Source organism: Heyndrickxia acidicola (assembly GCF_001636425.1).
Lineage (GTDB): Bacteria > Bacillota > Bacilli > Bacillales > Bacillaceae_C > Bacillus_AE > Bacillus_AE acidicola.
Genome location: NZ_KV440953.1, coordinates 1,720,630 through 1,747,307 on the forward strand (window position 1 = coordinate 1,720,630; position 26,678 = coordinate 1,747,307).

Consider the following 26,678-nt stretch of genomic DNA (forward strand, 5'->3'; position numbering starts at 1 on the left):
TTACTAATTAAATATTGATAACTGCTCGTTTTTTAGCTCATTTTACAGTAAAGAAAGGAACCTTCAGCTATGCTGAAAGGCGTGTGAAAAAGCCGTTTCACACGAATGAGCTAAAAAACAACAGTGTCCTTTTACAAAGCAAGTTATAAAGACAAACAAGGAGCCTGCTAATCAGCATTGCTTCCCGCTTTTTTGTCCAGTCTATATATAAAAGCAAATACCTCAGCCACAGCACCATACAATTCTTCCGGAATTGCCTGATTAATATTTAGCTGGCTGAGTACCTGCACTAAGCTCTTGTCTTCTTGAATCGGTATCTGATTTTCTTGTGCCTTTGCAATAATGTTTTCTGCTGTCATTCCTCTTCCTTTTGCTATTACAACAGGTGCATCCTGGTGGTCTGGCTGATAATGAAGAGCAACTGCTTTTTTTGAAATATATTGCTCTTTTTTTATCATATTTTTATATCGACTCCTGCGTAGGGTGTGTTGGTGGTGGTTGACCAGACAGGATTTTTTCCTGCAGAGGTTTCTGCCTGCTGTCTGAAGCTGACTGCAGAAAGAGTATACCCTTGATTTTCAAGCTGTTTTTTTAATAGAGGAGTAAGATCTAAAGACAAATCTTCTGCCCTCGGAAAAGTATTTAGTATTGTTACAGATACCACACGGTTTTGTACTTTCATATCCACAATGGTTTCTTTCAAATGCTCCAAATCTAAGTAAAAAAGAATCTGGCAAAAATCAGCGTCCAGTTCTCCGTTTTCTTTTCTTTTACCTGACCATTGCATGGTTATATCTGTAAAATGGTTTCCGATTTGAAAAGGCAGCTGAAATACAGCCTGCAGAATAGGACCTGTATCGGAGGATAACAGCTGCTGGCTGTTCATTTTTGATATTAGTAAATCAGCAATTTCTTTCGTATCAGACGGATGGTCCGGCTCCTCCAAATATTTTACAAGTAAAGGCTTTAGCGATTTAATTACATGATCTTCCTGATTGTTTAATTTTTGAATATCAGCTTCATAAAAAAGACCCATTTTTCCCAGTATCCCTTTTAGTTGCATTGCAATACGGCTTCCATGGGGGGATTGTTCAAGCTGATCCGCGAGTTTTTTAAGAAAAAGCTGCTCCTCAGAAGAAAAAATATTTTTCGAATCTCCCTCACCCTTTAAAACATTTTGGAGCTTTTCTTCCACTTGCTTTTTTATATCAACTGGTTGCGGCTCAGCTGCCGGCTCTTTCTTCAATATTACGCTCCCTACTGTCGCCTTCGGTTCACTGGCACTATTTGTATCCGTACCATTCAGTCCTAATTTGTTTAGAATGTTCTCGGAAATGGATTGAAATTGACTGGCTTGATTGGAGGAATATTTTAAAAGAGCTTGCGGCATTTCCTGAATAATACGGTTCTTCTCTTCTCCATCCAAAGAGTCTACAACCGATAGCAATGATTGAATTGTTTTATTTGGGGTTTCTTTTATTATCTCCCCTTTTAAGAGCTGTATAAGGGTTTGGGTTTTTTGCGAATCCTCCGCTTTCACTAAGGATTGAAAGATTGCTTTTGAAAAAGGAAATTGTTTTGAAGCCATAAGCTGTATTGTTTTAAGCCCCAAGGCGGAATCAGGGGCCTCTTTCAAAAAGGCTGCAGCCTTTATTACCTCTTCTTTTGAAAGTGGAATTTGTTCCTTTTGCATATAGGCAGCCACTTGCTTAAAAGCCTTCTCCTGAGGGAGGGATAGCTGTTTTAATAAAGCTCCAGAATCATTTCCCTCCAGGCTATTATTAGGCACTACTTTTAAGTAGACTTCTCCTTCGTTTAGTGAAACTTCAAACCAATAACCCTTGCCGCTAATTAATGGAGCTTCGAGTTTAGCGATGAGGGGATGGTTTCCCGCCTGAACGACCGCTGTTTGATTAGGAAATATTTTTTGAATACTGCCAAAAAATATTTGTCCCTGCTTAAATGGAACACCACTGTCCATTTTAGCAGCCTGTATACCAGCCAATTGCTGTATTGGTACAGTCAGCATTCTTTCTCCCTCCTTCCTTTGCTTTTCTTCTACTGATATCACAACCATTTTTGGCTGTAATGCGACAATGCCAGAAGCGGCCATATATACCTGTAGCTATGATAATGAATATAAAAAAGGCCTGCTGCACCCTGGCCCTTCGGGTAATCCTCTGTCCAATTATCTATATCGGCATTTTTCAGCAAAAAGTTTACTCCTTTGCTTATCTCAGGAGTAATGTGGTCAGACACAGCTATTAGACCATCCAAGGCCCATGCTGTGTGTGTCAGAGTGCTTGCTTGAAGAGGAATATATTCGCCTTGAATATCACTGTTGCACGATTCTCCCCATCCTCCGTCTGGATTTTGTATAGAGGAAAGCCATTGAACAGCTTTTTTAACAGCTGAGAGATTTTGATACCCTGCAGAATTCAAACCTGTTAACGCAGCCCAAGTCCCGTAAATATAGTTAATTCCCCATCTGCTGTTCCAGGAGCCATTGTTTTCCTGGCGGCGAAGAAGCCATTGAATAGCCCTTTTAAAAGCACGCTTCTCCATATCTGCATGAGTACAGCTCCCAAAGAACTCCAGCGTACGGGCTGTCAGGTCTACAGAGGATGGGTCAATTAAAAAGGTATCTCCACCCGGAATCATAGAAAATAAAGGATTGTCTGCATTCCTTTCAAATGCTGGCCACCCTCCGTCATCATTTTGCATGGAAATAACCCATGAAATCCCTTTTTCCCATGAGTGTCTGTTAGCTGAATCAGAGGCTGCATACGTGCGTATCGCTCTCAATGTGGCAGTAGAATCATCCACATCCGGATTGATAGTATTACTATTTGAAAAGCCCCATCCGCCTGGTTTTCCAGAAACATTATGAATAGACCAATCTCCATATCTGGTATGCTGCTTTGAAAGCAAAAAACGGTTTGCACGGCGAATCGAATGGTGGGAAGGATGTACACCCGCTTCCTGCAGTGCATAACTAATGAGGGAAGTATTCCATACATGTACGGTTGTATATTGGCAATGCTGGGCACCATCAATTGTGTATACCATCGCTTTCAATCCGTTCACCGCTTTGGCAATCTCAGGGTCTGTTTGTTTGGAGCCAGTCGCCAACAATGCAAAGATCATGAAAAATGTAGCACTGAAATAACTAAGCAAGGTTCCATCATACTCTATTCTTTGAAAAATATAATCTTTTAATTTTCTTTGAGCCTGTTCATGAAGCTCTTCTGGTATTCCAGCAAGCTGTTCAACGATCCCTTTAATTTCATCCAATACTGAACTCCAATTTGCTGCTTCACGAACAAACGCATGATTTTTTCGTTCATTATTAATAAAAAGATTGGAAAGGTCAGGGGTGTTTTCTGTTTTTAGCGAAAATTTTTGATCCGCTATTAAAAGAATAGGCGCAAGATTGCTTCTTCCAAAAACAGAAAGGCTATAAAAGTTCAGCGGAAAGAATTTTGGAATTAAAATTAGCTCAATTGGGATTTTAAGATAAGCCGGCCATTTCATCTGCCCTGTTATAAGCAACAAAAGCTTTGTCAGAATACCCGCTTTTTCAATTCCCCCATTGCTTTTGATAAATCGCTCAGCTTCTTTCAGTACTTTTTCATTTCCTTTTTCATAACCGGAATAAAGAAGAGCATAATAGGCATCGATTGTTAATGAAAGGTTTCCTGGTGCTTCATCCCTGAAAAGCCTCCAGGAGCCATCTCTGTACTGTTTACTTTTAATCCTTCTTACAAGACCCAAAATCAGTTCTTCATCATGAATTTTTAAACTTCGTAATAATATAATCATATAGCAATCTGTTATAACCCCTGTCTCAAAGGGATACTCCCATGAACCATCAGGCAGCTGGCTGTTGTGCAGGATAGAGACCAGACGATTTATCTCATTTTGCACTTGCTGTTTCATGTACCTCTCTCCTCTCTTTCTCCTACATACCTATTCCTAAAAAAAGAATGAATGCTACAAAGAAAGGATTTTTCAAAATGGAACTCCCATGGTTAAAAACTTTTTTAAAAAAAAGCAAATACAAATATCATGATCTTTCAGGAGCTGTAAAAGAACTCAAGCACATTGGAAAACAGCCTGCGAGGCGGCTGTCCTCAAAGGATCTATCCTTATCCTAGAGGAAGCTGATGCAAGAGATACAAGATAAGACGATCGAAAAGAATGTGAATAACCTTACTAGGACAAAAGCCTATTTGGATTTTTATTTAGAACACCCGGATATTCATTGGGCATTGCTGGCCCACATGGTTTCGAGAAATGCAGGATGGAATATGACAGACTTAAAGGGAGAATGGCTGCCTCAACTATTTAGCCAACGTGAGCAGAAGGACTATTTTCAATTTTTAAAGAGGGGGAATTGGCTGATATTCCAGGATGTCTATCCACAGCTTTTAATTTTTCATTATAGTCTTAAACAAAAAAAGCGCTTTTTCACCTATTTGGACCTTTACAGATTTCTATTTTTATGGAAATTATGTGGAAACAAATCTTTATTTACAGTAACACTATTTCACTTGCCATTGCTACCATTGTAAATGAGCAAAGTTATTTGGAGTCAAGGCTGATCCAGAATCAAATGTATAAAAAAGTCATTCATTCCTTTACTTTTCATGCACAGGAACCACTGAAGCTCAATCACATTCTTTTTCCTCTTTATTCTGCCTCCCCAAAAATCAATCCCACTTTGTTTGGCAGGACAGTGGACCATTTTTCTTCTTTAAAAGACCGTATAAACCTCTGTATTGAGTTATATTACTCTCTATTTCACCAGGAGTCATCCCTGGAAAATGTCCTATCGTGGGCAAAAGCTCACCCGCATTCCGGCTCGCTCAGTGACTATTGGCCTCAGCTGACTGCCGCCTGGGAAAGAGCCAGCATTAAAGGTTAAAGACTGTTTTCTGGCCAAAGGAGCCTCCCGTATCTACAGGCCAACGCTGCAGGCTGCCTGGAAAGAAATCTCCCATGAAAAAGCCGAACTGGGTGACTGGTTTAAAAACCGGAGAACCGTTGATTATTTAATCATGAAACCAACATTATATGAAAAAAAATAGGCAGTCTATCTATTGCAAATCCCTCGAACAAATCCAAATGTTCACAGAAACAAAGGAAATAATATTTAGATAGAAAAGCGGAGGGCGCCTGATTATCGGCGACCAGCATAAGACGAAATGCCCTAGAGGTTCGCTTTTTAACCTCTTGGGCAGTTTGGCTTAGACCTCGAGCCGATGGCGCTCGGAGCTGGACAGAGAAAAACGGAGGATACACCAAAAGTAATAGTTTTCCAAATAATAAAAGGCTGTCCCAAAAGGTCCAATGATATTAGATGACCTTGGAAACTGCATCTTTTTTCCTCCAGGTTGAAAACGAACAGTGGGTAATACTCCTATATGCGTACCGCTGTTTGTCCTGCCTGTACACTTCAAGTAATCAATATAAGTGTAAGATCAACATCGATTTTCTAGAGGCCTATAATATGTTCTTTCTTCCATATCGATAAGGCAATAATGATTACCGTAGGTCGGTTTGGCTTGATTTTTAAACTCGTATAAAGTGATTTTCAGGGGAGCCTATTATAAAACTAACTAGAAAAATCTCCCTACCTTTTTCTCTTTTTTTATTCAGTAGTAAAAAAGGGTGACTCCATTCAGCGGCATAGTCCAGCTTTTTGAGTCACCCTTTTTTTATTTGGATTGTCGCATGCTTTATACAAGTTCCTTTACTGGAGCAAATGAACGGCGATGAATGCTGCTAGGACCAAACTTTTGTAAGGCTTCTAAATGGTCTTTTGTTCCATAGCCCATATTCTGATGAAATTGATATTCAGGAAACTCCAAAGCATACTCTGACATCAACCGGTCACGGGTGACTTTCGCCACAATGGACGCACATGCAATGGAAACACTCTTTTCATCACCTTTGATCAGTGATGTTTGAGCAATCGGTAACTCCAGCTCCATGGCATCAATTAATAAATGGTCCGGCTCTAAAGAAAGTGATTGCAGGCTTGTAATCATAGCTTTTTTGGAAGCCTGATAAATATTTATCCTGTCAATTTCCTCCGAAGAAATGATTCCAATGCCAACAGCAGTGGCTTCTTCCATAATCCTACCATAGAATTCATTCCGTTTTTTTTCACTTAATTTTTTCGAATCATTCACACCAGGCAAGTAAAAATTCTCTGGCAGTACGACAGCAGCTGCTACAACAGGGCCAGCCAAGGGGCCGCGGCCCACCTCATCGATTCCTGCAATAGAACGATAGCCCTGTTTCATAAGCGCCTTTTCATATTGAAGCATTTGAATGAATCGGCCATGAAGCTTTAGCTTGCGGTCTTGTTTACTCTGCCATTGCCTGAGAAGAGTTTGTACACCTTTTCGAGAATCCTGCGCCAGCTTCTCCATCAAAGGCTCTTCTATTGTATCAGTGGTATTTAAATAGTTATGAATTTCATTAATTGTATAGTTTTTCATTTCAATCCTCTGTAACACGTATTTCACTTTCCAATGCCGGTAAGTCTATTCCTCTGGCGGAATCTCCTCTTCGCCTGGAATATCGAAGGATAATGGGCCAAGCTTTAATGAGCGGATATCTCTCACTACCAGCTCCGCTACCTTATCGTAATTCACTTCGCCTTTCGCCCTTAAGCTCCCGCGAAGCTCCCCGATGATATCAAAAATTTCTACAATATCCTCCGGAATCTCACCTACATTGTACCTTTCCATTAACCGGCCTGGATAGTGCTTTTCAAGGAATTTCAAACCATAAATAGAGATGTCATGGAGATTCAAAATAGTATCCTTTATTGCTCCTGTTAATGCTAGTTTGTATCCAATCTCCTGATCATCAAATTTTGGCCAAAGAATTCCGGGAGTATCCAAAAGCTCTAATTCCTTGCCAACTTTAATCCATTGTTGTGATCTCGTGATCCCGGGAGTATTTCCCGTTTTAGCAATATTCTTTTTCGCAAGGCGATTAATTAATGTAGACTTCCCTACGTTCGGAATTCCGATAATCATTGCCCTTATCGCACGAGGCTTTACACCCTTTGCCTTTAAACGGTCAAACTTTGGCTTTAACACTTCTTCAGCTGCCTTCACTATTTGCTGAAGTCCTATGCCTTCCTGAGAATTAATAGCAAGTGCTTTTTGACCCTCAGAAGAAAAATGGCTGATCCATTCTTTTGTTATTTCTTTGTCTGCCATATCCGCTTTATTTAATAACTTTAAACGGGGCTTTTGATGAATAATTTCATCCAGCATTGGATTGGCAGAAGATACTGGGATTCTGGCATCCACCAATTCAAAAATAATATCCACTAGCTTCAATTTTTCCGTTACTTCTCTGCGTGCTTTCGCCATATGGCCCGGAAACCACTGTATTGTCATTTATTTCAACTCCAGCTTCTTTATTTAGCAAGGCCAAAATGATCAAACGGCCAATAAATTAAACGAGTTTCCCCAACAACTTTTGTTAATGGAACAGCCCCTATATAGCGGCTGTCTTTGCTAAACCGTCTATTATCGCCCATCACAAAAATTTCTCCTTTTGGAACAGTGTCTCTCCCAATAATATCTTTTAGCGTGAAATCTTCTGTTAAAGGGCCCCCTGCTAATCGTTTTTTATATTGATTTAAGTAAGGTTCTTTATATGTTTTTCCATTGATATATAGTGTGTCATTTTTGTATTCCAGTTTGTCGCCAGGTAGTCCAATTACTCTTTTTATGTAATCCTTACCTTCAGGAGCATGAAAAATAACAATATCAAAGCGCTTAGGGGTACCAAACTTATTAACAATCATTCTGTCACCATTATGTAAGGTTGGCATCATGGACATTCCATCCACTACGATCGGAGAAAAAATGAAACCTCTTATCAATGCAGCCAGAACTACCGCTATTAGAATTGCCTTAATCCAATCCCATAATTCACTTTTTTTCTTCTCCATTTTTCCACCGCCTACTTTATTAATCCATCGGAAACAGAACTAATAGTTACTTTATAACCATATTGAATTTATGTTAACCAATTCAAATGTCTCTGTCCATATTCAGGAAAGGTGGCTTATCCGCCTTTCTATTCAGCTTTTTTATCACATTCTGAGAAAAAGTTTTTAAGAACCTTCTCGACAAGCAGAAAAAGGAGCTTGATGAGAAGCCCCTTTTTTAAACGTTCCATTCCTTAGCTGCAGCAAATAGCCCAAATTTCAGAGCAGGTATCCTGTTTAACACAATTTCTGTATGTAAAAAATAAAAACGACTATATTGCCATTCTTCTGTTTGATTCTATTAATGAAGCGGCTTCATGACAGATATGATCTTCTACTTACGGAATAAAAATGTTCAACTGCACTTTGCTATTAATTTTATCGCAGCCTTCACTATTTAGCAATAGTAATTTCTTTAGCAAGGCACTGGTTTTCTTGCTGGTTGATTTTCGCTTCAGGCACTCGCTTTCCGCGGGCAGCCGGGAGTCTCAACATAACAAACTTCTGGGGGGCCTCCCTAAGGCCAGCTGATCCCGCAGGAGTCTCATGTCTTACGCTTCAATCAACATTGGGTTTAGTTCAATAATAGAGTTTCAGAAAGACATGGGGAGTACACAGATCTTCCTGCTGAACGATTTTCACTCCAGCTCCTGCTTTCCGAACAATTAACTTTAGATCATTTCTAAATTAAGATTTTTCCTAAGATGCGGGAGTACCCTAGTCATTACTGCTGGTTGATTTTCACTTCAGGCACTCGCTTTCCGCGGACAATTGGGAGGCATCCTCGTCTCTGTTCTCTTTCGCTGTGCCTTCAATCAACTTTTTATCCTGAAATAAAAAAGAGACGCCCCATTGACAGGACGACTCTTTTAATTAGCGGTTGATTATCGAATTTCTTTGATACGAGCGGCTTTACCACGTAGGTTACGTAGGTAGTAAAGTTTCGCACGACGAACTTTACCGCGACGCACTACTTCAAGGTTCGCAATCTTAGGAGTGTGAACAGGGAATGTACGTTCAACACCAACACCATAAGAAACTTTACGAACTGTGAAAGTTTCACTGATTCCTCCGCCACGGCGTTTAATTACAACACCTTCAAACAACTGGATACGTTCACGAGTACCCTCGATTACTTTAACGTGTACGCGAACTGTATCACCAGGACGGAATGCAGGAACATCACTGCGAAGTTGTTCTTTTGTAATTTCTTCAATTAAATTGTGCATCGTTTTCAACTCCTTCCAACAGATGCTCTTACAAATAAAATTATATGTAGCGGAACATCGTTTTAGCGCGGATTTACGTTTAACGCAAACCACAAATACAATCTTACCATATTACAACAAGGGATGCAATCACCTTTTTACCGGAATTTCATATCCCCATTCTTTCAGCCACTTTTTTTGTCGGTCAGATAATGAATAATCATTTAATAAATCAGGACGTCTGGTTACAGTTCTTCGAAGTGACTCCTGTTCACGCCATTCTTCTATTTTCGAATGATTTCCTGAGATCAGGACATCGGGCACCTTATACCCTCTGAAATCTGCAGGACGGGTATAATGAGGATGTTCCAGCAAACCAGATGAGAAAGAGTCCAAAACAGGAGAGTCTTCATTCCCCAGGACACCAGGAAGCAGTCTGACGATACTGTCGACCATAACCATAGCTCCTAATTCGCCCCCAGTTAAGACAAAATCCCCTATAGAAATTTCATCTGTCACAACATGTTCCCTGATGCGCTCATCATAGCCTTCATAATGGCCGCAGACAAAAATCAAATGATCTTCCTTTACGAATTCTTCTGCCTTTTTCTGTGTAAAAACTTCTCCTTGCGGACAAAGCAGAATTACCCTCGGCTTTTTAACTGCTTTTCCAGAGAGATGCTCTACTGCGTCAAATATGGGCTGCGGCTTTAATACCATCCCGGCTCCTCCGCCATACGGATAATCATCAACTGTTTGATGTTTATTATCTGCAAAATCGCGAAAATTGACCACATTGTATTCAGCAGAACCTTTTTCCCTTGCCTTTTTTAAAATAGACGAACCAAAAACCCCTTCAAACATTTCTGGAAACAATGTTAAGACATCAATCTTCATGATAAAAGGCCTTCCATCGGTTCAATCACAATCTTTTTCTCCTGAACATTGACTTCCTTCACAATATCTCGGATGTAAGGAATCAGGTATTCGGATTTATTCTCTCCTTTTACTACCCAAACATCATTTGCTCCTGGAGTTAGTATTTCTTTTACTTCCCCCACCTTCTCACCAGAAACGGTAAAGACACTGCAGCCAACAATCTCATGAAAATAAAACTCTCCTTCATCTAAATCACCAAGCTGAGATTGGTTCACTTTCAGAAGAGAATCCTTCCATTTTTCAACATCATTAATGCTGTTATAACCTTCAAAAGAAAGTAAATCGAAATTCTTATGCTGCCTATGAGTTTTTATTGTTAATTCAATGGGTTCTTTGCCTGCAGGTGAAAATAAATATATCTTATTCCCCTTCTGATATCTTTGTTCAGCAAAGTCTGTCCTTGAGATAACCCTTACTTCTCCAGCTAATCCATGTGTGTTGACAATTTTCCCTACATTAAACCATTGTTCCAAATCAATCACCTCTAGCGTAATTCTGTAATAACCCCGTCTGTAATAATAATTTCTCTCTTATTCTTTATTTCTTCCCAATGGTCCCCAACCTTAACATCCACTAATGCTTGAATTTCCTGTTCCTTCAGTTCACTGCCGAGAGGCAATATGTTCAATTGCTCAATTTGAAAATCCAGAAGTTTAATTTTTTCCTGTCTTGTATTAATTTCTTTCTCGAAATGTATTTTTAAGCTTGGTGAGGAAAATTTCTTTGTATGCTCCATTTTCTTACACTCAAAACGCAGCTGTTCACATTCTTTTTGTAAAGAAAGCCTATTATTTTCATAGGAAGCAAGCAATTTCCCTTTGCTTTTCTCGGTCAAGATTTGTTTAACGGCGACAGATTGAAGAATTTTCATATTTCCTCTCCTTCATCTCAACTCACTGCGGAACTTATTTAAGATAAGGGATGCTGAACCCTTATTTTGGTCCAGGCTTTTTCAAACCTTCCCTTATATGTATTTCCCCTCTGCTGTCTCTCTATGTATCCATAGGGTGTTACCCACGCCTATTTTAGGCTCTGTTAGCTTCACCTGCAGACTATTTGTAGCGAACGAATTGGGAGCCGCCTTACCGTTTACAGTACCCGCCTTTTCTAATTAGGCGTAACGTCAGATTCAATCACTATTGGATCCACTTCAACATGAAGATTAAACAGCGCCAAAATATAATAAAAGGGAGGCATTCATCCTCCCTTGTGCAGCTATGCTTTCTACTCGTTTATTTCCAAGTAAATTTTCTTATGATGTTTTGCTCCTGCTGCGGCATAAACAACAGTCCGAATCGCTTTGGCTACACGGCCCCTTTTGCCAATGACTTTGCCAATATCCTCTCTGTTTACAGAAAGTTTATACGTCACTTGATTCTCTTCTTCAAAGGTTTCAAGTTGTACATCATCCGGAAAGTCGACTAAGGGTTTTACAATCGACAAGATTAGCTCTCGCATAGCTTCCTCTTATTACTTATTGTTTTTTAAATTGTGGAATTTTTCCATGATGCCTTGTTTTGAGAATAGGTTGCGAACTGTGTCAGATGGTTTCGCACCAGTTTGAAGCCATTTAAGTGCTAATTGCTCATCAATTTTCACTTCAGCTGGTTGAGCAACCGGATTGTAAGTTCCTACTGTTTCAATGAAACGTCCATCACGAGGAGAACGAGAATCTGCTACTACGATACGATAGAAAGGAGTTTTTTTAGCTCCCATACGTTTTAAACGAATTTTTACTGCCATTTAAAAGCACCTCCGAATAGTTTTACACAAGATAGTATGTTATCAAAAAAGTATAAGGTTTGTAAAGTGTTTTTTCTTAACACTTCATTTTTATTCAAAAATAATGGAACAAAAGATAGAAAATCATTACATAAACGGAAATTTAAAGCCTTTTTTCTTCCCTTTTTGCTGCATATTCGTCATTTGCTTCATCATTTTTTTCATTTCTTCAAATTGCTTAAGAAGACGGTTTACTTCCTGTACATTAGTACCGCTGCCTCTAGCAATCCGTTTCTTTCTTCCCGCATTAATAATTTCAGGGTTTTCTTTCTCAGCTTTGGTCATGGATTTAATAATCGCTTCAACGTGGCCGATTTTCTTCTCATCCACCTGAAGATTATCCAATCCTTTCATGCGGTTAGCACCTGGGAGCATTTTAATGATATCCTCAAGAGGACCCATTTTACGCACCTGTCCAAGCTGATCAAGGAAATCATCAAATGTAAAGGACATCGTACGCATTTTTTTCTCAAGCTCTCTGGCTTTTTCTTCATCAACACTAGCTTGAGCCTTCTCAATAAGTGTGAGCATGTCTCCCATACCAAGAATACGGGAAGCCATTCGTTCAGGATGAAAGGGCTCCAGAGCATCGAGCTTTTCGCCCATACCAACAAACTTAATTGGCTTTTGCGTAACACTTCTGATAGACAATGCCGCACCGCCGCGGGTATCACCATCAAGCTTCGTTAAAATGACACCCGTAATCTCCAGCTGTTCATTAAAGCTCTGTGCAACATTGACAGCATCCTGACCTGTCATGGAGTCTACCACTAGGAAAATCTCATCTGGATTTGCAAGATCCTTGATCTCTTTAAGCTCGTTCATAAGCTCTCCATCAATGTGCAGACGTCCGGCAGTATCCACCAGGACATAATCATTGTGGTTTTCCTTGGCTTGTTCTAAAGCCTGCCTGACAATTTCCACAGGGCTTACCTGATCTCCCAGTGAAAAAACAGGCATATTCAATTGTTTTCCGAGTGTTTCCAACTGCTTTATAGCCGCAGGACGATAGATATCAGCTGCAACCAGCATAGGACTGCGGTTATACTTTTTGCGTAATAAATTTGCGAGTTTGCCAGTAGTGGTCGTTTTCCCTGCACCCTGCAGCCCTGCCATCATAATGACGGTTGGCGGCCTTTTTGAGACGGCAATTTGACTTTGCTCACCGCCCATAAGTTCTGTCAGTTCTTCTTTTACCACTTTTATTACCTGCTGTCCTGGGGTCAGGCTTTTCATGACCTCCTGGCCAACGGACCGCTCACTAACCTTTTTAACAAATTCCTTTACGACTTTGAAGTTAACGTCCGCTTCCAATAAGGCTAGGCGAACTTCCCTCATCATCTCTTTTACATCAGATTCAGTAACTTTCCCTTTGCCGCGAATTTTCTGTATCGTATTTTGCAGTCGGTCGGCTAATCCTTCAAATGCCATTTATGTGCCGCCCCCCTAATCTAAATTCTCAAGTTTATCAATTAAAGAGTTCAATTGCCCGGACTGCTGCCCTTCATTTATAAGGCTTCTAATTTCTTTATAGAGCTTTGAGCGATCTTGAAATTTTTGAAAGAGCAAGAGCTTCTCTTCATATTCTTCCAGCATGGCCTCTGTTCTTTTAATATTATCAAAAACAGCTTGCCGGCTAATTTCATATTCTTCGGCAATTTCACCAAGCGAAAAATCATCTAAATAGTAGAGGGACATATAACTGCGCTGCTTAGGAGTCAACAAAGATTGATAAAAATCATAGAGATAGTTTATTCTCGTTGTTTTCTCTAACACGTCTTTTCCCCCTTGTTAAGTGAAAAACCTTTACATATGAAGAATACACAGTTTTTTAAGCATTGTCAAGAATATCTATTGCGTATTATCTACTTTGCCCAGCAAAAATAGAAGAGGGCTATCTCCAAAAAGCCCTCTAGTTACATTCCTATTATTCTTCTGCTGTTTCAATCAAGTTGGAAAAAAGGCCATAGACATATTTCTCTGCATCAAACTCCTGAAGATCGTCCATCTTCTCCCCTAAGCCAACAAATTTTACAGGTATTTCGAGCTCGTTGCGAATTGCCAATACAATTCCTCCCTTAGCTGTTCCATCAAGCTTGGTCAGAACAATACCTGAAACATTTGTGACTTCTTTAAAGGTCTTCGCCTGTATCAAAGCATTTTGGCCTGTAGTCGCATCCAATACCAGCAGCACTTCATGAGGTGCACCAGGTATTTCCCTTTCAATAACACGCTTGACCTTTTCCAATTCGTTCATTAAGTTCACTTTATTTTGAAGACGGCCGGCTGTATCGCATAAGAGGATATCCGCTTTACGGGCTTTGGCTGCCTGAATGGCATCATACATTACTGCCGCCGGATCAGAGCCTTCTCCCTGCTTAATGACCTCCACACCGACACGGTCGCCCCATACTTCTAATTGATCAATCGCTCCTGCTCTGAAGGTATCCCCAGCAGCCAAAAGTACTTTTTTGCCTTCTGTTTTAAACTTGTGTGCCAGCTTTCCAATTGTCGTTGTTTTTCCCACGCCATTGACACCTACAAACAGAACTACAGTTAATCCGTTGTCCTGGATATTAAGAGTACTTGATGTGTCCTGTCCGTTTTCATAAATTTCAACGAGCTTTTCAGAAATAACGGATTGTACATCGGCTGTTTCCTTGATGTTCTTCCTTTTCACTTCCATTTTTAATTCTTCAATCAATTCCATGACTGTATTAAAGCCAACATCCGCCTGAATGAGGATTTCCTCAAGTTCTTCAAAAAAATCCTCATCTACTTTACGATAGCGTGCAACCAGATCGTTAACTTTAGTGCTGAAATTGTCCCTTGTTTTTGTAAGACCCTCTTTAAATTTATCTGATACAGAATCAGCTGATTGAGTAAATTTATCCTTCAACTTTTTTAAAAAACTCATGTCTACACATCCCAACTAATCATTTACTATCCAATAATCCAGCAATTAGAACTTTATTGATTTATCCAACGAGTTCCTTTGTGTCTTCCAGCCTTACCGAAACCAGCTTGGAAACACCTGATTCTTGCATGGTTACCCCATACAAAACATCTGCTTCTTCCATTGTACCTTTTCGGTGAGTGATCACTATAAACTGCGTTTCCTCACTAAATTGCTTAAGATATTTACTGAATCGGTATACGTTTGCTTCATCAAGTGCCGCTTCCACCTCGTCAAGGATACAAAACGGAACAGGACGAACTTTTAGAATGGAGAATAGCAAAGCAATGGCCGTTAAAGCCCGTTCTCCTCCGGATAATAGGCTCAGGTTTTGCAGTTTTTTCCCCGGCGGCTGGGCAACAATGTCAATCCCTGTACTTAAAAGATCATCAGGACTGGTCAGCTTCAATTCAGCCCTTCCGCCGCCAAATAATGATTTAAAAGTCGGTTCAAAATGATAACGGATCGACATGAATGTCTCTTGAAATCTCCGTTTCATTTCCTCATCCATCTCGTCTATGATTTGGAAAAGAGTATCCTTTGCTTCCTGAAGATCCGTTTGCTGCTCTCTTAAAAATTCATAGCGCTGGGATACCCTCTCATATTCCTCAATAGCACCGAGATTGACTGTCCCCAGTTCCTCAATGGCAAGCTTAATCAGCTTCACATGTTTCCTTGCATCCTCCAGAGGAATCTCGAGTGGAAATGACTCATTAGCCGCTTCAAATGTCAGCATATATTCTTCATGAAGGCGATTTAAACGATTTTCCAATTCAACGTCCAAACGGTTGATTTTTACTTCCTCGTCCTTTACCACTTCCACTAAGCCCTTATGCTGCCTTTTTAATTCCTTTAAATCGAGCTCAGCATCCTCGAGCTGACTCTGCAATTTCAGCCTTTCATTTCTTCGGATGGATATCAGATTCGCGGTTTCCTGTTTATCCAAAAGCTTTCTTTCAGCTGCCAATGACAGTTCTTCTTCACCTGAATGATTTGTGCTAACTTCACTATTCAGCCAATTGAGCTCATCCTCAAATAGAAGCTTCTTTTTAAGTGTATCTTCACATTCAGTTTCTATTCTTTTAAGCTGATCACGGCTCGAAACCAGCTGTTCGTTCTTAACGGCAAGCCTTGCTTTTAAATCACTTATTTCTGCCTGAAGGTTTTCCTTGGAAATATTTTCACTGTTCTTTCTTCGTGTCAGCTTATCAATTTCCCTTTCAAGTTCCTTTATTTTAGCTGCGCTTTTCTTAAGAGCTTCATTGATTTCCGCCATTCTTGCCTGAACGGTATTAGAGGCTGTTTTTGACTCTGTGCGATCCATGTCATAAATCATCAGCCTTTCATTCAAGTTCTTTTCGGCTAATTCTATTTGTCTTAGTTCCGATTTTTGCTCCTGCTGTTTAAAACGAAGTTCTTCCCCTGCAAGCCGCATCTCCTCCAGAGAGGCTTCAAAATCAGAACAATCTTTTTTCAGCATTTTGACTTGCTGCTCAAGCTGCGAGGTCTTTTCTTCCATGGAGGCAAGCTTTTCCTTTAAGTCCTCCAACTCGCCTTTTCTGCTTAACAATGAGCTGCCTGATTGTTTTACCGTTCCTCCAGTCATGGATCCGCCGGGATTTACTACATCTCCATCTAGTGTCACAAGCCTGTAGCGATATTGAAGAATTTTAGCAATCACATTAGCTCCTTGAAGATCCTTCGTAATCACCACATTCCCTAAAAGGCTGCCTGCAATGTTCTGGTAATCAGGTGAAATACTTAATAATTCCGCAGCTATCCCAACATAGGCAGGATGTTTTTGAACAGCATCCAGCTGATTAGCTGGGATAAACTTGCTCTTCATAATATTTAACGGCAGAAATGTTGCTCGTCCAAAACGATTGGCCTTAAGATATTGTATCGCTTTCCTGCCATCCTCTTCGGTCCGTACCACAATATGCTGCATCGCGCTTCCCAGTGCAGTATCAATTGCAAGCTCATATTCCTTTGGAACCTGTATTAATTCAGCAACTGCCCCTACAATTCCCTGCAGCTTTAGATTTCTGGCCTTAAGGACTTCCCTTACTCCTTGGAAAAAGCCTGTATAGTCATCTTCCATTTCTTCAAGTGTTTCTTTTCGTGACTTAGCCTTCTGCAAGTATTGATAGGCCTGGTATAAAATCGTTTCTTGTTTTTGATATTGATTTTTAATATTTTCTAGCTTTCTTTGTTTTTCCCTGTAGGATGAAATATGCTCTTCCAGCTGTTTGTCCAAAGTCTCCAGCAGCTGTACAGCCTCCTGCTTTTGCTTTTGGATAAAAACTCGTTGTTCTATATATTTTTTATTTTCAGCTTCCAGCTTATCAGTCTTAACAGCCTGCTGGTTTAATTGCTGCTCTAGATAATGAAGCTCATTTTTACCTGAAGCCTGTTTGTTTAACCATTCAATATAATCGCTTTTTAAAGATTCAATTGCGTCCTCAATGTTAATGTCGAAGCTTTGAATTTGACTGTTTTTATCTCTCAGGCTGGTCCTTAGGGCGTCTGCTTCTTGTTGATTGCTGTCTGATTCCAGGGCAAGTTTTTCTTTTTGATTGCCGAGCCTGTTCAGTTTTTCAGTTAATTCTTCAATATTCTTTACTAGCTGGTCTTTATTGTGTGTTGCATTTTTTTTCCGTTCTTTTAGAACTTCTTTGCGTCCTTCCAGCTTTTCCAGCTCTTCCGTTGCAGTAAGCAGTACACTTTGGAGATCATTAATTGATTCGTCATGGGCAGCTAAATCACTCCTCATTCCTTCTAAGCGTGTCTCTTCTTTGTGAAGTTCTATTGAAATTGCTGCCTCTTGTCTTTGATGAAGCTCAAACTGCTGTTTCAAACTTTCCCATGATGCATGCAGATCTTTGATTTCACGAACGGTTAAAGCGACTTCAAACGCTTTAAGATCTTCTTTTTTCTCTAAGTAATCCTTTGCTATGGATGCCTGTATTTTTAAGGGTTCAACCTGTCCTTCAAGCTCGAAAAGAATATCATTTACACGGTTAAGATTGTCCTGTGTTTCATTCAGCTTATACTCGGCTTTCTTTTTACGGTTTTTATATTTCAAAACGCCGGCTGCTTCTTCGAAGATTGTTCTCCGTTCTTCTGCTTTGCTATTTAGAATTTGTTCTACTTTCCCTTGGCTTATAATAGAAAAAGCTTCACGTCCTAATCCTGAATCCATAAAAAGGTCGACAATATCCTTCAACCTGCAAGACTGCTTATTGATTGAAAACTCACTCTCTCCTGAACGGTATACACGGCGGGATACGCTTACCTCATTGTATTCAATAGGCAGTTTGTGGTCTTCATTATCCAGAGTAAGGGTTACTTCTGCAAAATTCAGTGCTTTTCTGGAATCGCTCCCCGCGAAGATAATATCTTCCATTTTTCCTCCGCGAAGAGATTTTGCTGATTGTTCACCAAGTACCCATCTGACTGCATCAATAATATTGCTTTTCCCGCTACCATTAGGCCCTACCACCGCTGTTACTCCTGTTACAAAGTCGACAGAAATTCTTTCAGCAAAGGATTTAAACCCAATAATGTCTAAGCGTTTGAGGAACATCCGTGCTCCTCCTTTCATCTGTCCTGCCAGGACCGTTTTTTATTTATACTATTATTGTTTCTCTTTCAGTTTGCTTAAGGCTATCTGGGCTGCATGCTGCTCTGCTTCTTTCTTAGACCTGCCGGCTCCTTCGCCCAGTTCTAGGCCGTTTAATGTAACACGTGATACAAATTCCCGGCTATGAGCAGGTCCTCTTTCGTGCAGTACCACATATTCAAGCATGCCTGCACCATCTTTTTGTACAAACTCTTGCAATTGACTTTTAAAATCCATCACATGAGAAAAAGCACCAGCATCTACTTTTGGAAAAACGACTTTTTCCAAAAACCCTATTACGGTATCTAACCCTTGATCCAGGAATAACGCCCCAATAAAGGCCTCGAAAACATCCGCCAACAAAGCAGGACGCATTCTTCCTCCTGTCATTTCTTCCCCTTTGCCCAGCATGACGACATCTCCAAACTTCAGTTCGTTTGCAAATGTCACTAATGAAGGCTCGCAAACAATGGCTGCTCGAAGTTTTGTCAGTTCTCCCTCACTCATTAAAGGATATTTTTTATAAAGGAATTGAGAAACAGTCAATTCTAGAACTGCATCTCCAAGGAATTCAAGACGTTCATTATCTTCATAGGGTTTTTTGCGATGCTCATTCACATATGATGAATGCGTAAAAGCCTGTTTCAAAAGCTTTGTATTTGTAAATGTATAGCCAATCCTTTCTTGAAAGATTTTAAATTTTTCATCTGTCCTGGCGACAGTCTTTCTCTCAAAGAGTTTGTTTGTTTTACGCATGAAACCTCCACCTTGCTAATAATATTCATTATAAAAAACAATATAAAAAAGTACATTTAAATTTTATATAAAAAACCGGTCAAGTGCAAAGGCATCTTGCAAAAGATCATGCGCTTGATGTAATTTCCTTTTAAAAACATATAAAAAGCCCCGTTTAAAATAAACGGGACATTGAAAACCTGAACGATTATTGCTTACTTTGTATGTAATTCACAGCGTCTCCCACTGTAGCGATTTTTTCAGCATCATCGTCTGAAATCTCCATATCAAACTCATCTTCTAATTCCATGACAAGTTCAACTACGTCAAGGGAATCTGCCCCAAGGTCATCCTTAAAATTCGCTTCTAAAGTTACCTTAGACTCTTCTACACCAAGACGGTCAACAATGATTTTTGTTACACGTTCTAATACTTCTGCCATTTGGTTCACCTCCCCTCAAGCCATTATAGAGGATTTCCTTAAAATAATAAAGCGAAACTTGCATACTCAAACTTTTCTATTTATTTAGCGAAAAGCGGAAAGTGCCTGCTTATCGGCGACAAGCATAAGTCAAGGCGGCTGAAGAGGTTCGCTCTTTAACCTCTCTGACGGCTTGGCTTATGACCTCGAGCCGATGGCACTTGGAGCTGGACATAACGAAAAGCGGAAAGTGCCTGCTTATCGGCGACAAGCATAAGTCAAGGCGGCTGAGAGGTTCGCTCTTTAACTTCTCTGACGGCTTGGCTTATGACCTCGAGCCGATGGCACTTGGAGCTGGACATAGCGAAAAGCGGAAAGTGCCTGCTTATCGGCGACAAGCATAAGTCAAGGCGGCTGAGAGGTTCGCTCTTTAACTTCTCTGACGGCTTGGCTTATGACCTCGAGCCGATGGCACTTGGAGCTGGACATAGCGAAAAGCGGAAAGTGCCTGCTTATCGGCGACAAGCATAAGACGTTACCCTTACATCACCATTCCGCCGTCAACATGCAACGTTTGTCCTGTCATATAATTGGCATCATTAGACGCCAGGAATACCGCTACTTTTGCTACATCTTCTGGATTGCCAAAGCGGCCCAGAGGTATTTGCTTTAGCATTTCTGATTGAATTTCTTCTGTCAGTTCTCCTGTCATATCTGTTGTAATAAAACCTGGCGCTATGGCATTTACGGTAATTCCACGAGTAGAAAGTTCCTTAGCGGTTGTTTTAGTTAATCCAATAACACCCGATTTTGCTGCAACATAGTTGGCTTGTCCAGGATTACCGCTGATCGCAACAATGGACGCCACATTAATAATCTTGCCGGATCGTTGCTTCATCATCTGGCGTGTAACGGCCTTAGTGCATAGGAAGACGCCCTTTAAATTCGTATTGATGACATCATCCCATTCGTCTTCCTTCATTCTCATTAACAAATTATCTCTCGTAATGCCTGCATTATTCACCAGAATATCGACCTTGCCAAAATGGTCAATCGTTTCTTTGATCATATTTTGGACATCTTCAGCATTACCAACATTGCATTGGACAGCAATCGCCTGGCGGCCAAGCTCCATAATTTCCTGAACAACCTCGTTCGCCTTTGCTTCGCTTCCGGCGAAATTCACGACAACGTCCGCACCTTCTCTTGCAAATTGAATCGCAATTTCACGCCCTATTCCTCTGGATGCTCCTGTCACGATGGCTACTTTTCCTTCTAGTTTCATGAGTTTATTCCCCTTTAATCGCTTTAATGACTTCCTTACAGCTGTCTAAATCCTGCACGGCATAAGTATTGACTGATCTGTCCACTTTTTTCACTAGTCCGGAAAGAACTTTTCCAGGACCTACTTCGACAAAAGTATCGACTCCCAGTTCAATCATCTTTTTGACAGAATCCTCCCACAGAACAGGAGAATAAAGTTGTTCTATCAGTTTTTCACTAATCTCTTTTGCATTTGTCAAAATATCTGCCGTAACATTTGCAATGACTGGAATTTCTGCATCCTGAATTTGTATGGACGCAAGCTCTGCTTTGAATTTTTCAGCAGCTGGCTTCATAAGTTCTGAATGGAAAGGCCCGCTCACCTGCAGCGGAAGAGCTCTTTTTGCGCCTTTTTCCTTAGCCAGTTCACATGCAAGCTCTACACCCTTTCTTGCACCGGAAATAACAATTTGTCCAGGACAATTTAAATTAGCGAGCTGAACCGGATGTCCCTGTTCAGAAATCTGCTGTGTTACTTCCTGGAGAGCTTCTCTGTCCATTCCTAGTATTGCCGCCATTGTGCCTTCTCCATTTGGAACCGCCTCTTCCATGTACTGTCCCCGCTTATGGACGGCATATACTGCATCTTCAAACTTGATAGCTTCTGAAGCAACAAGAGCAGTATATTCCCCAAGACTATGGCCTGCAGTATAATCTGCTTGAATACCTGACTCCGAAAAAACCTTAAGGATTGCAATACTTGTAGTTAAAAGAGCCGGCTGTGCATTTGTTGTTAGCGTTAATTCTTCCTGAGGGCCATTAAAGGTGATATTGGATAATGAGTACCCCAGACGGCTGTCAGCTTTTTCAAAAATCCCTTTTGCCTCTGGGCTTGCCTCTGCAATGGATTGGCCCATCCCAACTGTCTGTGATCCTTGTCCCGGAAAAACAAATGCTATTTTCCCCATAGTAAATTCCTCCTTCATTCCATTTCGTTTTTAGATACAGCATTTTTAATTTTATCTACTACTTGGTGATTAACCATGTCACGCGCCTGACGCACTGAATGGTAAATTGCATTAGCATTCGAAGAACCATGCGCTTTAATAACTGGCGCCTTGAGGCCAAACAGCCCCGAACCGCCATATTCCGTATAATCCATGAGCCCTTTGAGTCCTTGTAGGTCAGATTTAATCATTCCTGCAGCAATCTTTGTTTTTAAATTGCTCATTAAGACCTTTTTAATCATGGAAAACAGGGAGGAGGCTGTACCTTCAATCGTTTTTAATACCATGTTACCTGTAAATCCATCTGTTACAATGACATCCGCAGGCCTTTTTAGAATATCCCTTGATTCAACATTTCCAATAAAATTAATATCTGCTTCTTTTAGGAGTTCAAAGGTTTTTTTCGTTAATTCATTCCCTTTTTTCTCCTCAGTTCCAATATTTAAAAGTCCCACTTTGGGATTTTCAATTCCACGGACTTTCTCCGCGAAAATTGAACCCATAATAGCATACTGAACAAGATGCTCTGCCTTCGCGTCTGCATTCGCTCCGAGATCCAGCATGACTACTCCTTGCACATCCATTGTAGGGAAAACCGAAGACAAAGCAGGCCTTTCAATCCCCTCAATACGGCCTACGACAAACAAGCCCGCTGCCATCAAAGCTCCTGTATTGCCTGCAGAGATACAAGCATCAGATACGCCATCCGCAACGGATTGTGCCATTAATACCATGGAGGAATTTTTCTTTCTTCGCACTGCACGTACCGGCTCATCGGTCGCTTCTATTACTTCTTCTGTATGTATAATTTTAACCCTGGGATCCTCTACTAAATATTGCTTGATTTGGTGCTGATCCCCATATAGGGTTACTTCAATATCATTAAATGCCTTTATCGCTTTATTGACACCCAATACAATTTCTTTGGGAGCATGGTCCCCTCCCATAGCATCTATAGCTATTTTCATTTTTATCATCCTCTTCATATGTGGTACAGGCAGTTTGGAAGCCCCATCACCTTAAAGCCATTGGAGCGTCTTCTTGAAATAATATCTTCCTGTTTGGCTTAGAGAGATCGCTGTATGAGGATTATTCTTCTTCCGCTTTACTATTCCGATACATTTCAAAATCACCCTTAAAAACCATGTCCTTGCCTACATGACTGATCACTTCAACTATGGAGCGCCCATGATCCGGATTTGGCTTAAGTACCTTCGCTTTAGCGATGACCCGCTCACCTTCTTTAACTGGTCTGGTAAAATGGATGTTCGCTTTTGCCGTTAAAGCCAATTCATCATTGATAACTGCTACTGCAAGAGAGTTTGCTTGAGCAAATAGATGGTGCCCCCGGGCAATTGAATTCCGCTTAAATACGTGCTCTTTTTTTACATCGAAAATGGAAATTGCACTTTCGTCCAATTCAATATCAATTACCTCTCCTATCACTTCCTCAATAGGGAGAGCCCTGACTTCATCGTCGAATCTCTTTTCCGCTACATTCTTGATTCGCTCCCGCAGCTCAGGTATCGATAGCTCCATGCGGTCCAAGCGAATCGTTTGAACACTTACATTGAAATGTTCAGCAAGCTCCTCATCTGTAATAAAAGGATTTTTCTTTATTTTTTCTTGCAAATGATACTGCCGTTCTTTTTTTTGAATTCTCACAAAAAAACACCATCCGAAATATTAGGACTTGGTACTAACAGTAGTATATAAAAGGAAAGAGAAGAATGCAAGGAGTGAACGGATTTCCCACCTTCTTCTCTCTATTAATCTAGCTTTTCACCACTTAATACTCCGGATTCCTCAATCGATTTCCTTAAAGCGGAATATTTCGGATTTCCCCAAAAATCCTCCTGGTTAATAAGAACAGCAGCATCTTGGCGAGCTATTTCAAGCGCTCGATAATCATGGATAATATCCGCCACTTTAAACTCAGGCATTCCGCTTTGCTTTTTCCCAAAAAAATCTCCCGGCCCTCTAAGTTCGAGGTCCTTTTCACTTAAAACAAACCCATCGTTTGTCTCTGTCATAATTTTCATTCTTTCTTTTCCAACATCAGTTTTCGGATCTGCCATCAAAATACAGTAAGACTGATCACTTCCCCTGCCAACCCTCCCCCTTAGCTGGTGGAGCTGTGACAGACCGAAACGCTCGGCATCATAGATTACCATTATGGTTGCATTTGGAACGTTTACTCCCACTTCAACAACGGTTGTTGAAACTAGGATATGAGTATGATTTTGGCTAAAGGATTTCATTACTTCCTCTTTTTCATCATTCCGTAATCTTCCATGCATTAAACCTACCTGATATCTTCCAGAATAATGGATAGCCAGCATATCGTGTACATCAATGGCATTTTGCACATCCAATTTGTCCGATTCCTCTATCAGAGGGCAAATTACATAGGCTTGTCTTCCTTGAGAAAGTTCTTTTTCCACAAACCCTAGAACCCGTTCAAGCATTTCCTGCTTTACCCAATAGGTCTCTATTATTTTGCGTCCAGCAGGCATCTCATCAATAATCGAAACGTCCATTTCCCCAAAAGCTGTTATCGCAAGTGTTCTAGGAATCGGGGTTGCTGTCATGAAGAGAACATCAGGATTTTGCGCCTTCTCTCTCAATATCCTTCTCTGATTTACTCCAAACCGATGCTGTTCATCGGTAATGACAAGGCCAAGCTTTTGAAATTCAACATCGTCCTGTATTAAGGCATGTGTGCCGATTAGGAGATCAATTTCTCCACTTTTAAGTCGGGATAGGAGTTCTTTTCTTGCTTTTCCCTTTACAGAGCTGGTTAATAGAGCTACATTGACGCCCTGGGGCGATAAAAGGTGATCAAGCGAGTCTGCATGCTGCTCTGCAAGGATTTCTGTAGGAACCATTAAAGCTCCTTGATATCCCGCGGTAATGGTTGAGTATAACGCAATGGCAGCCACTACTGTTTTTCCTGATCCTACATCCCCCTGCAAAAGACGATTCATGCGAAAGGGAGATTTTAAGTCTGCCGAAATTTCATTTACAACCCGCTTCTGTGCATTTGTTAATGGAAAAGGCAATGAAGCTATAAATGCTTTCACTTTTTTTAAATTATACTTTTGTGGGATTCCCTTTGAATTTTCCCTTTCAAATTTCCTCAACGCCTGCATTTTCAGCTGAAAAGATAAAAACTCTTCATAGACGAATCGTCTCCGGGCATGCTTCACTTCATCCTGTGAAGCTGGAAAATGCATAATTCTTACCGCCTGCTGGCGATCGACTAACTTATATTTTTCCTGCAAATCCTCAGGGAGCGTTTCTTCGATTTGATTACCATACGTTTCAAAGGCAGTTTTAATGTAACGCCTTAGATTCTTTACTGATAGGCTGCCTTTAACAGAATAAACCGGTTCAAATTCAGCAGGTTTTGTATACGGCCCTACAGTAGCTTCCTGGGCTGTAATGGTCTGCCTGTGCTGATCCCATTTCCCTGTAACTGTAAGGAAATCATTAATATTCATTTTTTTCTTTAAGTATGGCTGGTTAAAAAACATCGCCTTAATTAGATGCCTTCCAACCAAAAGGCGAACCGTCAGACGCGATCGCTTTTTACTATAAAAGACAAGAGAAGGCTCGCTTTGAACCTTCCCCTCCACTGTTATTTTTTCATCGTGCTTTACATCCATTAAATCACGCAAACGATAGTCTTCATATCGATAAGGGAAATGATCCAATAAATCCCCAATCGTGTAAATACCCATGACTGCGAGATTCGCTTCCGCTTCCTGTCCTATTCCTTTGAGCAGAGTGACGGGTACATTTAAATTCTTTTCCACTTACTTCAGCGGCATACCGAAGATCTTTGCTTCAAGCCTGCGACCTGTCGGAGTGTCCGCCAACCCTCCTTGAGCAGTTTCTCTTAAGGCAGAAGGCATGCTTTGGCCAATTTTAAACATCGCATCAATAACTTCATCACAAGGAATTCTGCTAGTGATGCCGGCAAGCGCCATATCTGCAGCAACCATTGCATTTGCTGCTCCCATTGCGTTTCTTTTCACACATGGTACTTCTACCAGTCCAGCAACGGGATCACATACAAGACCGAGCATATTCTTTAGTGTAATAGCCATGGCTTCTGCACATTGAGAGGGTGTGCCGCCTGCCATTTCAACAATGGCTGCGGCAGCCATGCCAGCTGCTGATCCAACCTCTGCCTGGCAGCCTCCGGCAGCTCCGGAGATAGAGGCGTTGTTTGCCACTACGAATCCAAATGCGCCAGATGTAAAAAGAAAATGAATCATTTGCTCGCGAGTAGGATTCAGTTTTTTCTTCACCGCAAATAATGTGCCTGGAACGACCCCTGCAGATCCCGCGGTCGGGGTTGCACAAATGGTTCCCATTGCAGCATTTACTTCATTCGTTGCCACTGCTTTACTGACAGCATCCAATATGGTTTCTCCTGACAGGAAATTCCCTTTTTCAATATATCGCTGCATTAAGACGGCATCTCCGCCCGTTAGACCTGAGTGGGACCTGACTCCCTGCAACCCTTTTTCAACTGCTTCTTCCATTACCCTTAAATTTTCATCCATCCTGCTGAGAATCTCTTCTTTAGTTTTCCCCGTAAATTCTACTTCCTGTTCAATCATAATATCGGATATTTTTTTATTTTGACTTTCAGCTAATGCAATTAATTCAGCTACGTTGCGAAACACGGCTGACAGAACCTCCTTTTGAAAT

The 26,678-nt window shown here is 40.7% G+C and carries 24 protein-coding genes and 1 pseudogene; 1 reads left to right on the forward strand and 24 read right to left on the reverse strand.

Annotated elements, in window-relative coordinates; all coding sequences use genetic code 11:
* Window positions 1–167: 167 nt before the first annotated feature.
* The 3 genes from A5N88_RS08080 to shc are packed head-to-tail and all read right to left on the reverse strand — an operon-like array spanning window position 168 to window position 3,939.
* Window positions 168–458 carry an EscU/YscU/HrcU family type III secretion system export apparatus switch protein gene (locus tag A5N88_RS08080; RefSeq protein WP_066264708.1) on the reverse strand — a complete coding sequence of 97 codons (291 nt, stop codon included), beginning with the start codon at window positions 456–458 and terminating at the stop codon, window positions 168–170.
* Complete coding sequence (locus A5N88_RS08085; RefSeq protein WP_066264709.1) at window positions 455–2,029, reverse strand: hypothetical protein; 1,575 nt, start codon at window positions 2,027–2,029, stop codon at window positions 455–457. Before A5N88_RS08085 ends, A5N88_RS08080 begins: the two co-directional genes overlap by 4 nt.
* A gap of 38 nt (window positions 2,030–2,067) precedes the next feature.
* A complete protein-coding gene (gene shc / locus A5N88_RS08090; protein WP_066264711.1) occupies window positions 2,068–3,939 on the reverse strand; it encodes a squalene--hopene cyclase in 1,872 nt (623 codons plus the stop codon).
* Between the two features lie 227 nt (window positions 3,940–4,166).
* Between shc and A5N88_RS25790 the strand changes: the two are divergent.
* A pseudogene (locus A5N88_RS25790) lies at window positions 4,167–4,927 on the forward strand (DUF2515 family protein).
* 814 nt (window positions 4,928–5,741) lie between these two features.
* On the opposite strand, the gene rnhB reads toward A5N88_RS25790, so the two are convergent.
* The 21 genes from rnhB to sdaAA form a co-directional block, all read right to left on the reverse strand.
* Window positions 5,742–6,509: a ribonuclease HII gene (rnhB, locus tag A5N88_RS08100; RefSeq protein WP_066264712.1), complete on the reverse strand. Its 768-nt coding sequence runs from the start codon at window positions 6,507–6,509 to the stop codon at window positions 5,742–5,744.
* A gap of 45 nt (window positions 6,510–6,554) precedes the next feature.
* Window positions 6,555–7,424, reverse strand: a complete 870-nt coding sequence (gene ylqF, locus A5N88_RS08105) for a ribosome biogenesis GTPase YlqF (RefSeq protein ID WP_066264714.1) — start codon at window positions 7,422–7,424, stop codon at window positions 6,555–6,557.
* A 20-nt stretch (window positions 7,425–7,444) separates the two neighbouring features.
* Window positions 7,445–7,984 carry a signal peptidase I gene (gene lepB, locus A5N88_RS08110; protein ID WP_066264715.1) on the reverse strand — a complete coding sequence of 180 codons (540 nt, stop codon included), beginning with the start codon at window positions 7,982–7,984 and terminating at the stop codon, window positions 7,445–7,447.
* Between the two features lie 923 nt (window positions 7,985–8,907).
* Window positions 8,908–9,252, reverse strand: coding sequence for a 50S ribosomal protein L19 (gene rplS / locus A5N88_RS08115; protein ID WP_066264717.1), 345 nt, complete (start codon window positions 9,250–9,252; stop codon window positions 8,908–8,910).
* A gap of 129 nt (window positions 9,253–9,381) precedes the next feature.
* Window positions 9,382–10,128 (reverse strand): tRNA (guanosine(37)-N1)-methyltransferase TrmD, encoded by a 747-nt coding sequence (trmD, locus tag A5N88_RS08120; RefSeq protein WP_066264719.1) that lies wholly within the window; start codon window positions 10,126–10,128, stop codon window positions 9,382–9,384.
* The gene (gene rimM, locus A5N88_RS08125; protein ID WP_066264721.1) at window positions 10,125–10,643 is read right to left on the reverse strand and encodes a ribosome maturation factor RimM; all 519 of its coding nucleotides are present in this window, start codon (window positions 10,641–10,643) and stop codon (window positions 10,125–10,127) included. The genes trmD and rimM overlap by 4 nt, the downstream gene beginning before the upstream one ends.
* A gap of 11 nt (window positions 10,644–10,654) precedes the next feature.
* Entirely contained in the window at window positions 10,655–11,041 is a 387-nt protein-coding gene (locus tag A5N88_RS08130) for a YlqD family protein (RefSeq protein WP_066264724.1), read from the reverse strand.
* 353 nt (window positions 11,042–11,394) lie between these two features.
* A complete protein-coding gene (locus A5N88_RS08135; RefSeq protein ID WP_066264726.1) occupies window positions 11,395–11,628 on the reverse strand; it encodes a KH domain-containing protein in 234 nt (77 codons plus the stop codon).
* A 12-nt stretch (window positions 11,629–11,640) separates the two neighbouring features.
* A complete protein-coding gene (gene rpsP, locus A5N88_RS08140; RefSeq protein WP_066264727.1) occupies window positions 11,641–11,913 on the reverse strand; it encodes a 30S ribosomal protein S16 in 273 nt (90 codons plus the stop codon).
* 126 nt (window positions 11,914–12,039) lie between these two features.
* Window positions 12,040–13,383, reverse strand: coding sequence for a signal recognition particle protein (ffh, locus tag A5N88_RS08145; RefSeq protein WP_066264728.1), 1,344 nt, complete (start codon window positions 13,381–13,383; stop codon window positions 12,040–12,042).
* 15 nt (window positions 13,384–13,398) lie between these two features.
* Window positions 13,399–13,728: a putative DNA-binding protein gene (locus A5N88_RS08150; protein ID WP_066264729.1), complete on the reverse strand. Its 330-nt coding sequence runs from the start codon at window positions 13,726–13,728 to the stop codon at window positions 13,399–13,401.
* 151 nt (window positions 13,729–13,879) lie between these two features.
* Window positions 13,880–14,869 carry a signal recognition particle-docking protein FtsY gene (gene ftsY / locus A5N88_RS08155; RefSeq protein WP_066264730.1) on the reverse strand — a complete coding sequence of 330 codons (990 nt, stop codon included), beginning with the start codon at window positions 14,867–14,869 and terminating at the stop codon, window positions 13,880–13,882.
* A 61-nt stretch (window positions 14,870–14,930) separates the two neighbouring features.
* On the reverse strand, window positions 14,931–18,494 hold the full coding sequence (smc, locus tag A5N88_RS08160) for a chromosome segregation protein SMC (protein ID WP_066264732.1): 3,564 nt from the start codon (window positions 18,492–18,494) through the stop codon (window positions 14,931–14,933).
* Window positions 18,495–18,545: 51 nt separating this feature from the next.
* Complete coding sequence (gene rnc, locus A5N88_RS08165; protein WP_066264733.1) at window positions 18,546–19,286, reverse strand: ribonuclease III; 741 nt, start codon at window positions 19,284–19,286, stop codon at window positions 18,546–18,548.
* Between the two features lie 187 nt (window positions 19,287–19,473).
* Entirely contained in the window at window positions 19,474–19,707 is a 234-nt protein-coding gene (locus A5N88_RS08170) for an acyl carrier protein (protein WP_066264735.1), read from the reverse strand.
* A 520-nt stretch (window positions 19,708–20,227) separates the two neighbouring features.
* Window positions 20,228–20,971 carry a 3-oxoacyl-[acyl-carrier-protein] reductase gene (fabG, locus tag A5N88_RS08180; protein WP_066264740.1) on the reverse strand — a complete coding sequence of 248 codons (744 nt, stop codon included), beginning with the start codon at window positions 20,969–20,971 and terminating at the stop codon, window positions 20,228–20,230.
* 4 nt (window positions 20,972–20,975) lie between these two features.
* A complete protein-coding gene (gene fabD / locus A5N88_RS08185; protein ID WP_066264741.1) occupies window positions 20,976–21,917 on the reverse strand; it encodes an ACP S-malonyltransferase in 942 nt (313 codons plus the stop codon).
* Window positions 21,918–21,931: 14 nt separating this feature from the next.
* The gene (plsX, locus tag A5N88_RS08190; RefSeq protein WP_066264742.1) at window positions 21,932–22,924 is read right to left on the reverse strand and encodes a phosphate acyltransferase PlsX; all 993 of its coding nucleotides are present in this window, start codon (window positions 22,922–22,924) and stop codon (window positions 21,932–21,934) included.
* Window positions 22,925–23,045: 121 nt separating this feature from the next.
* Window positions 23,046–23,621, reverse strand: a complete 576-nt coding sequence (fapR, locus tag A5N88_RS08195; RefSeq protein ID WP_066264743.1) for a transcription factor FapR — start codon at window positions 23,619–23,621, stop codon at window positions 23,046–23,048.
* A gap of 104 nt (window positions 23,622–23,725) precedes the next feature.
* Complete coding sequence (gene recG / locus A5N88_RS08200; RefSeq protein ID WP_066264745.1) at window positions 23,726–25,774, reverse strand: ATP-dependent DNA helicase RecG; 2,049 nt, start codon at window positions 25,772–25,774, stop codon at window positions 23,726–23,728.
* Window positions 25,775–26,653: an L-serine ammonia-lyase, iron-sulfur-dependent, subunit alpha gene (sdaAA, locus tag A5N88_RS08205; protein WP_066264746.1), complete on the reverse strand. Its 879-nt coding sequence runs from the start codon at window positions 26,651–26,653 to the stop codon at window positions 25,775–25,777.
* Window positions 26,654–26,678: the final 25 nt, after the last annotated feature.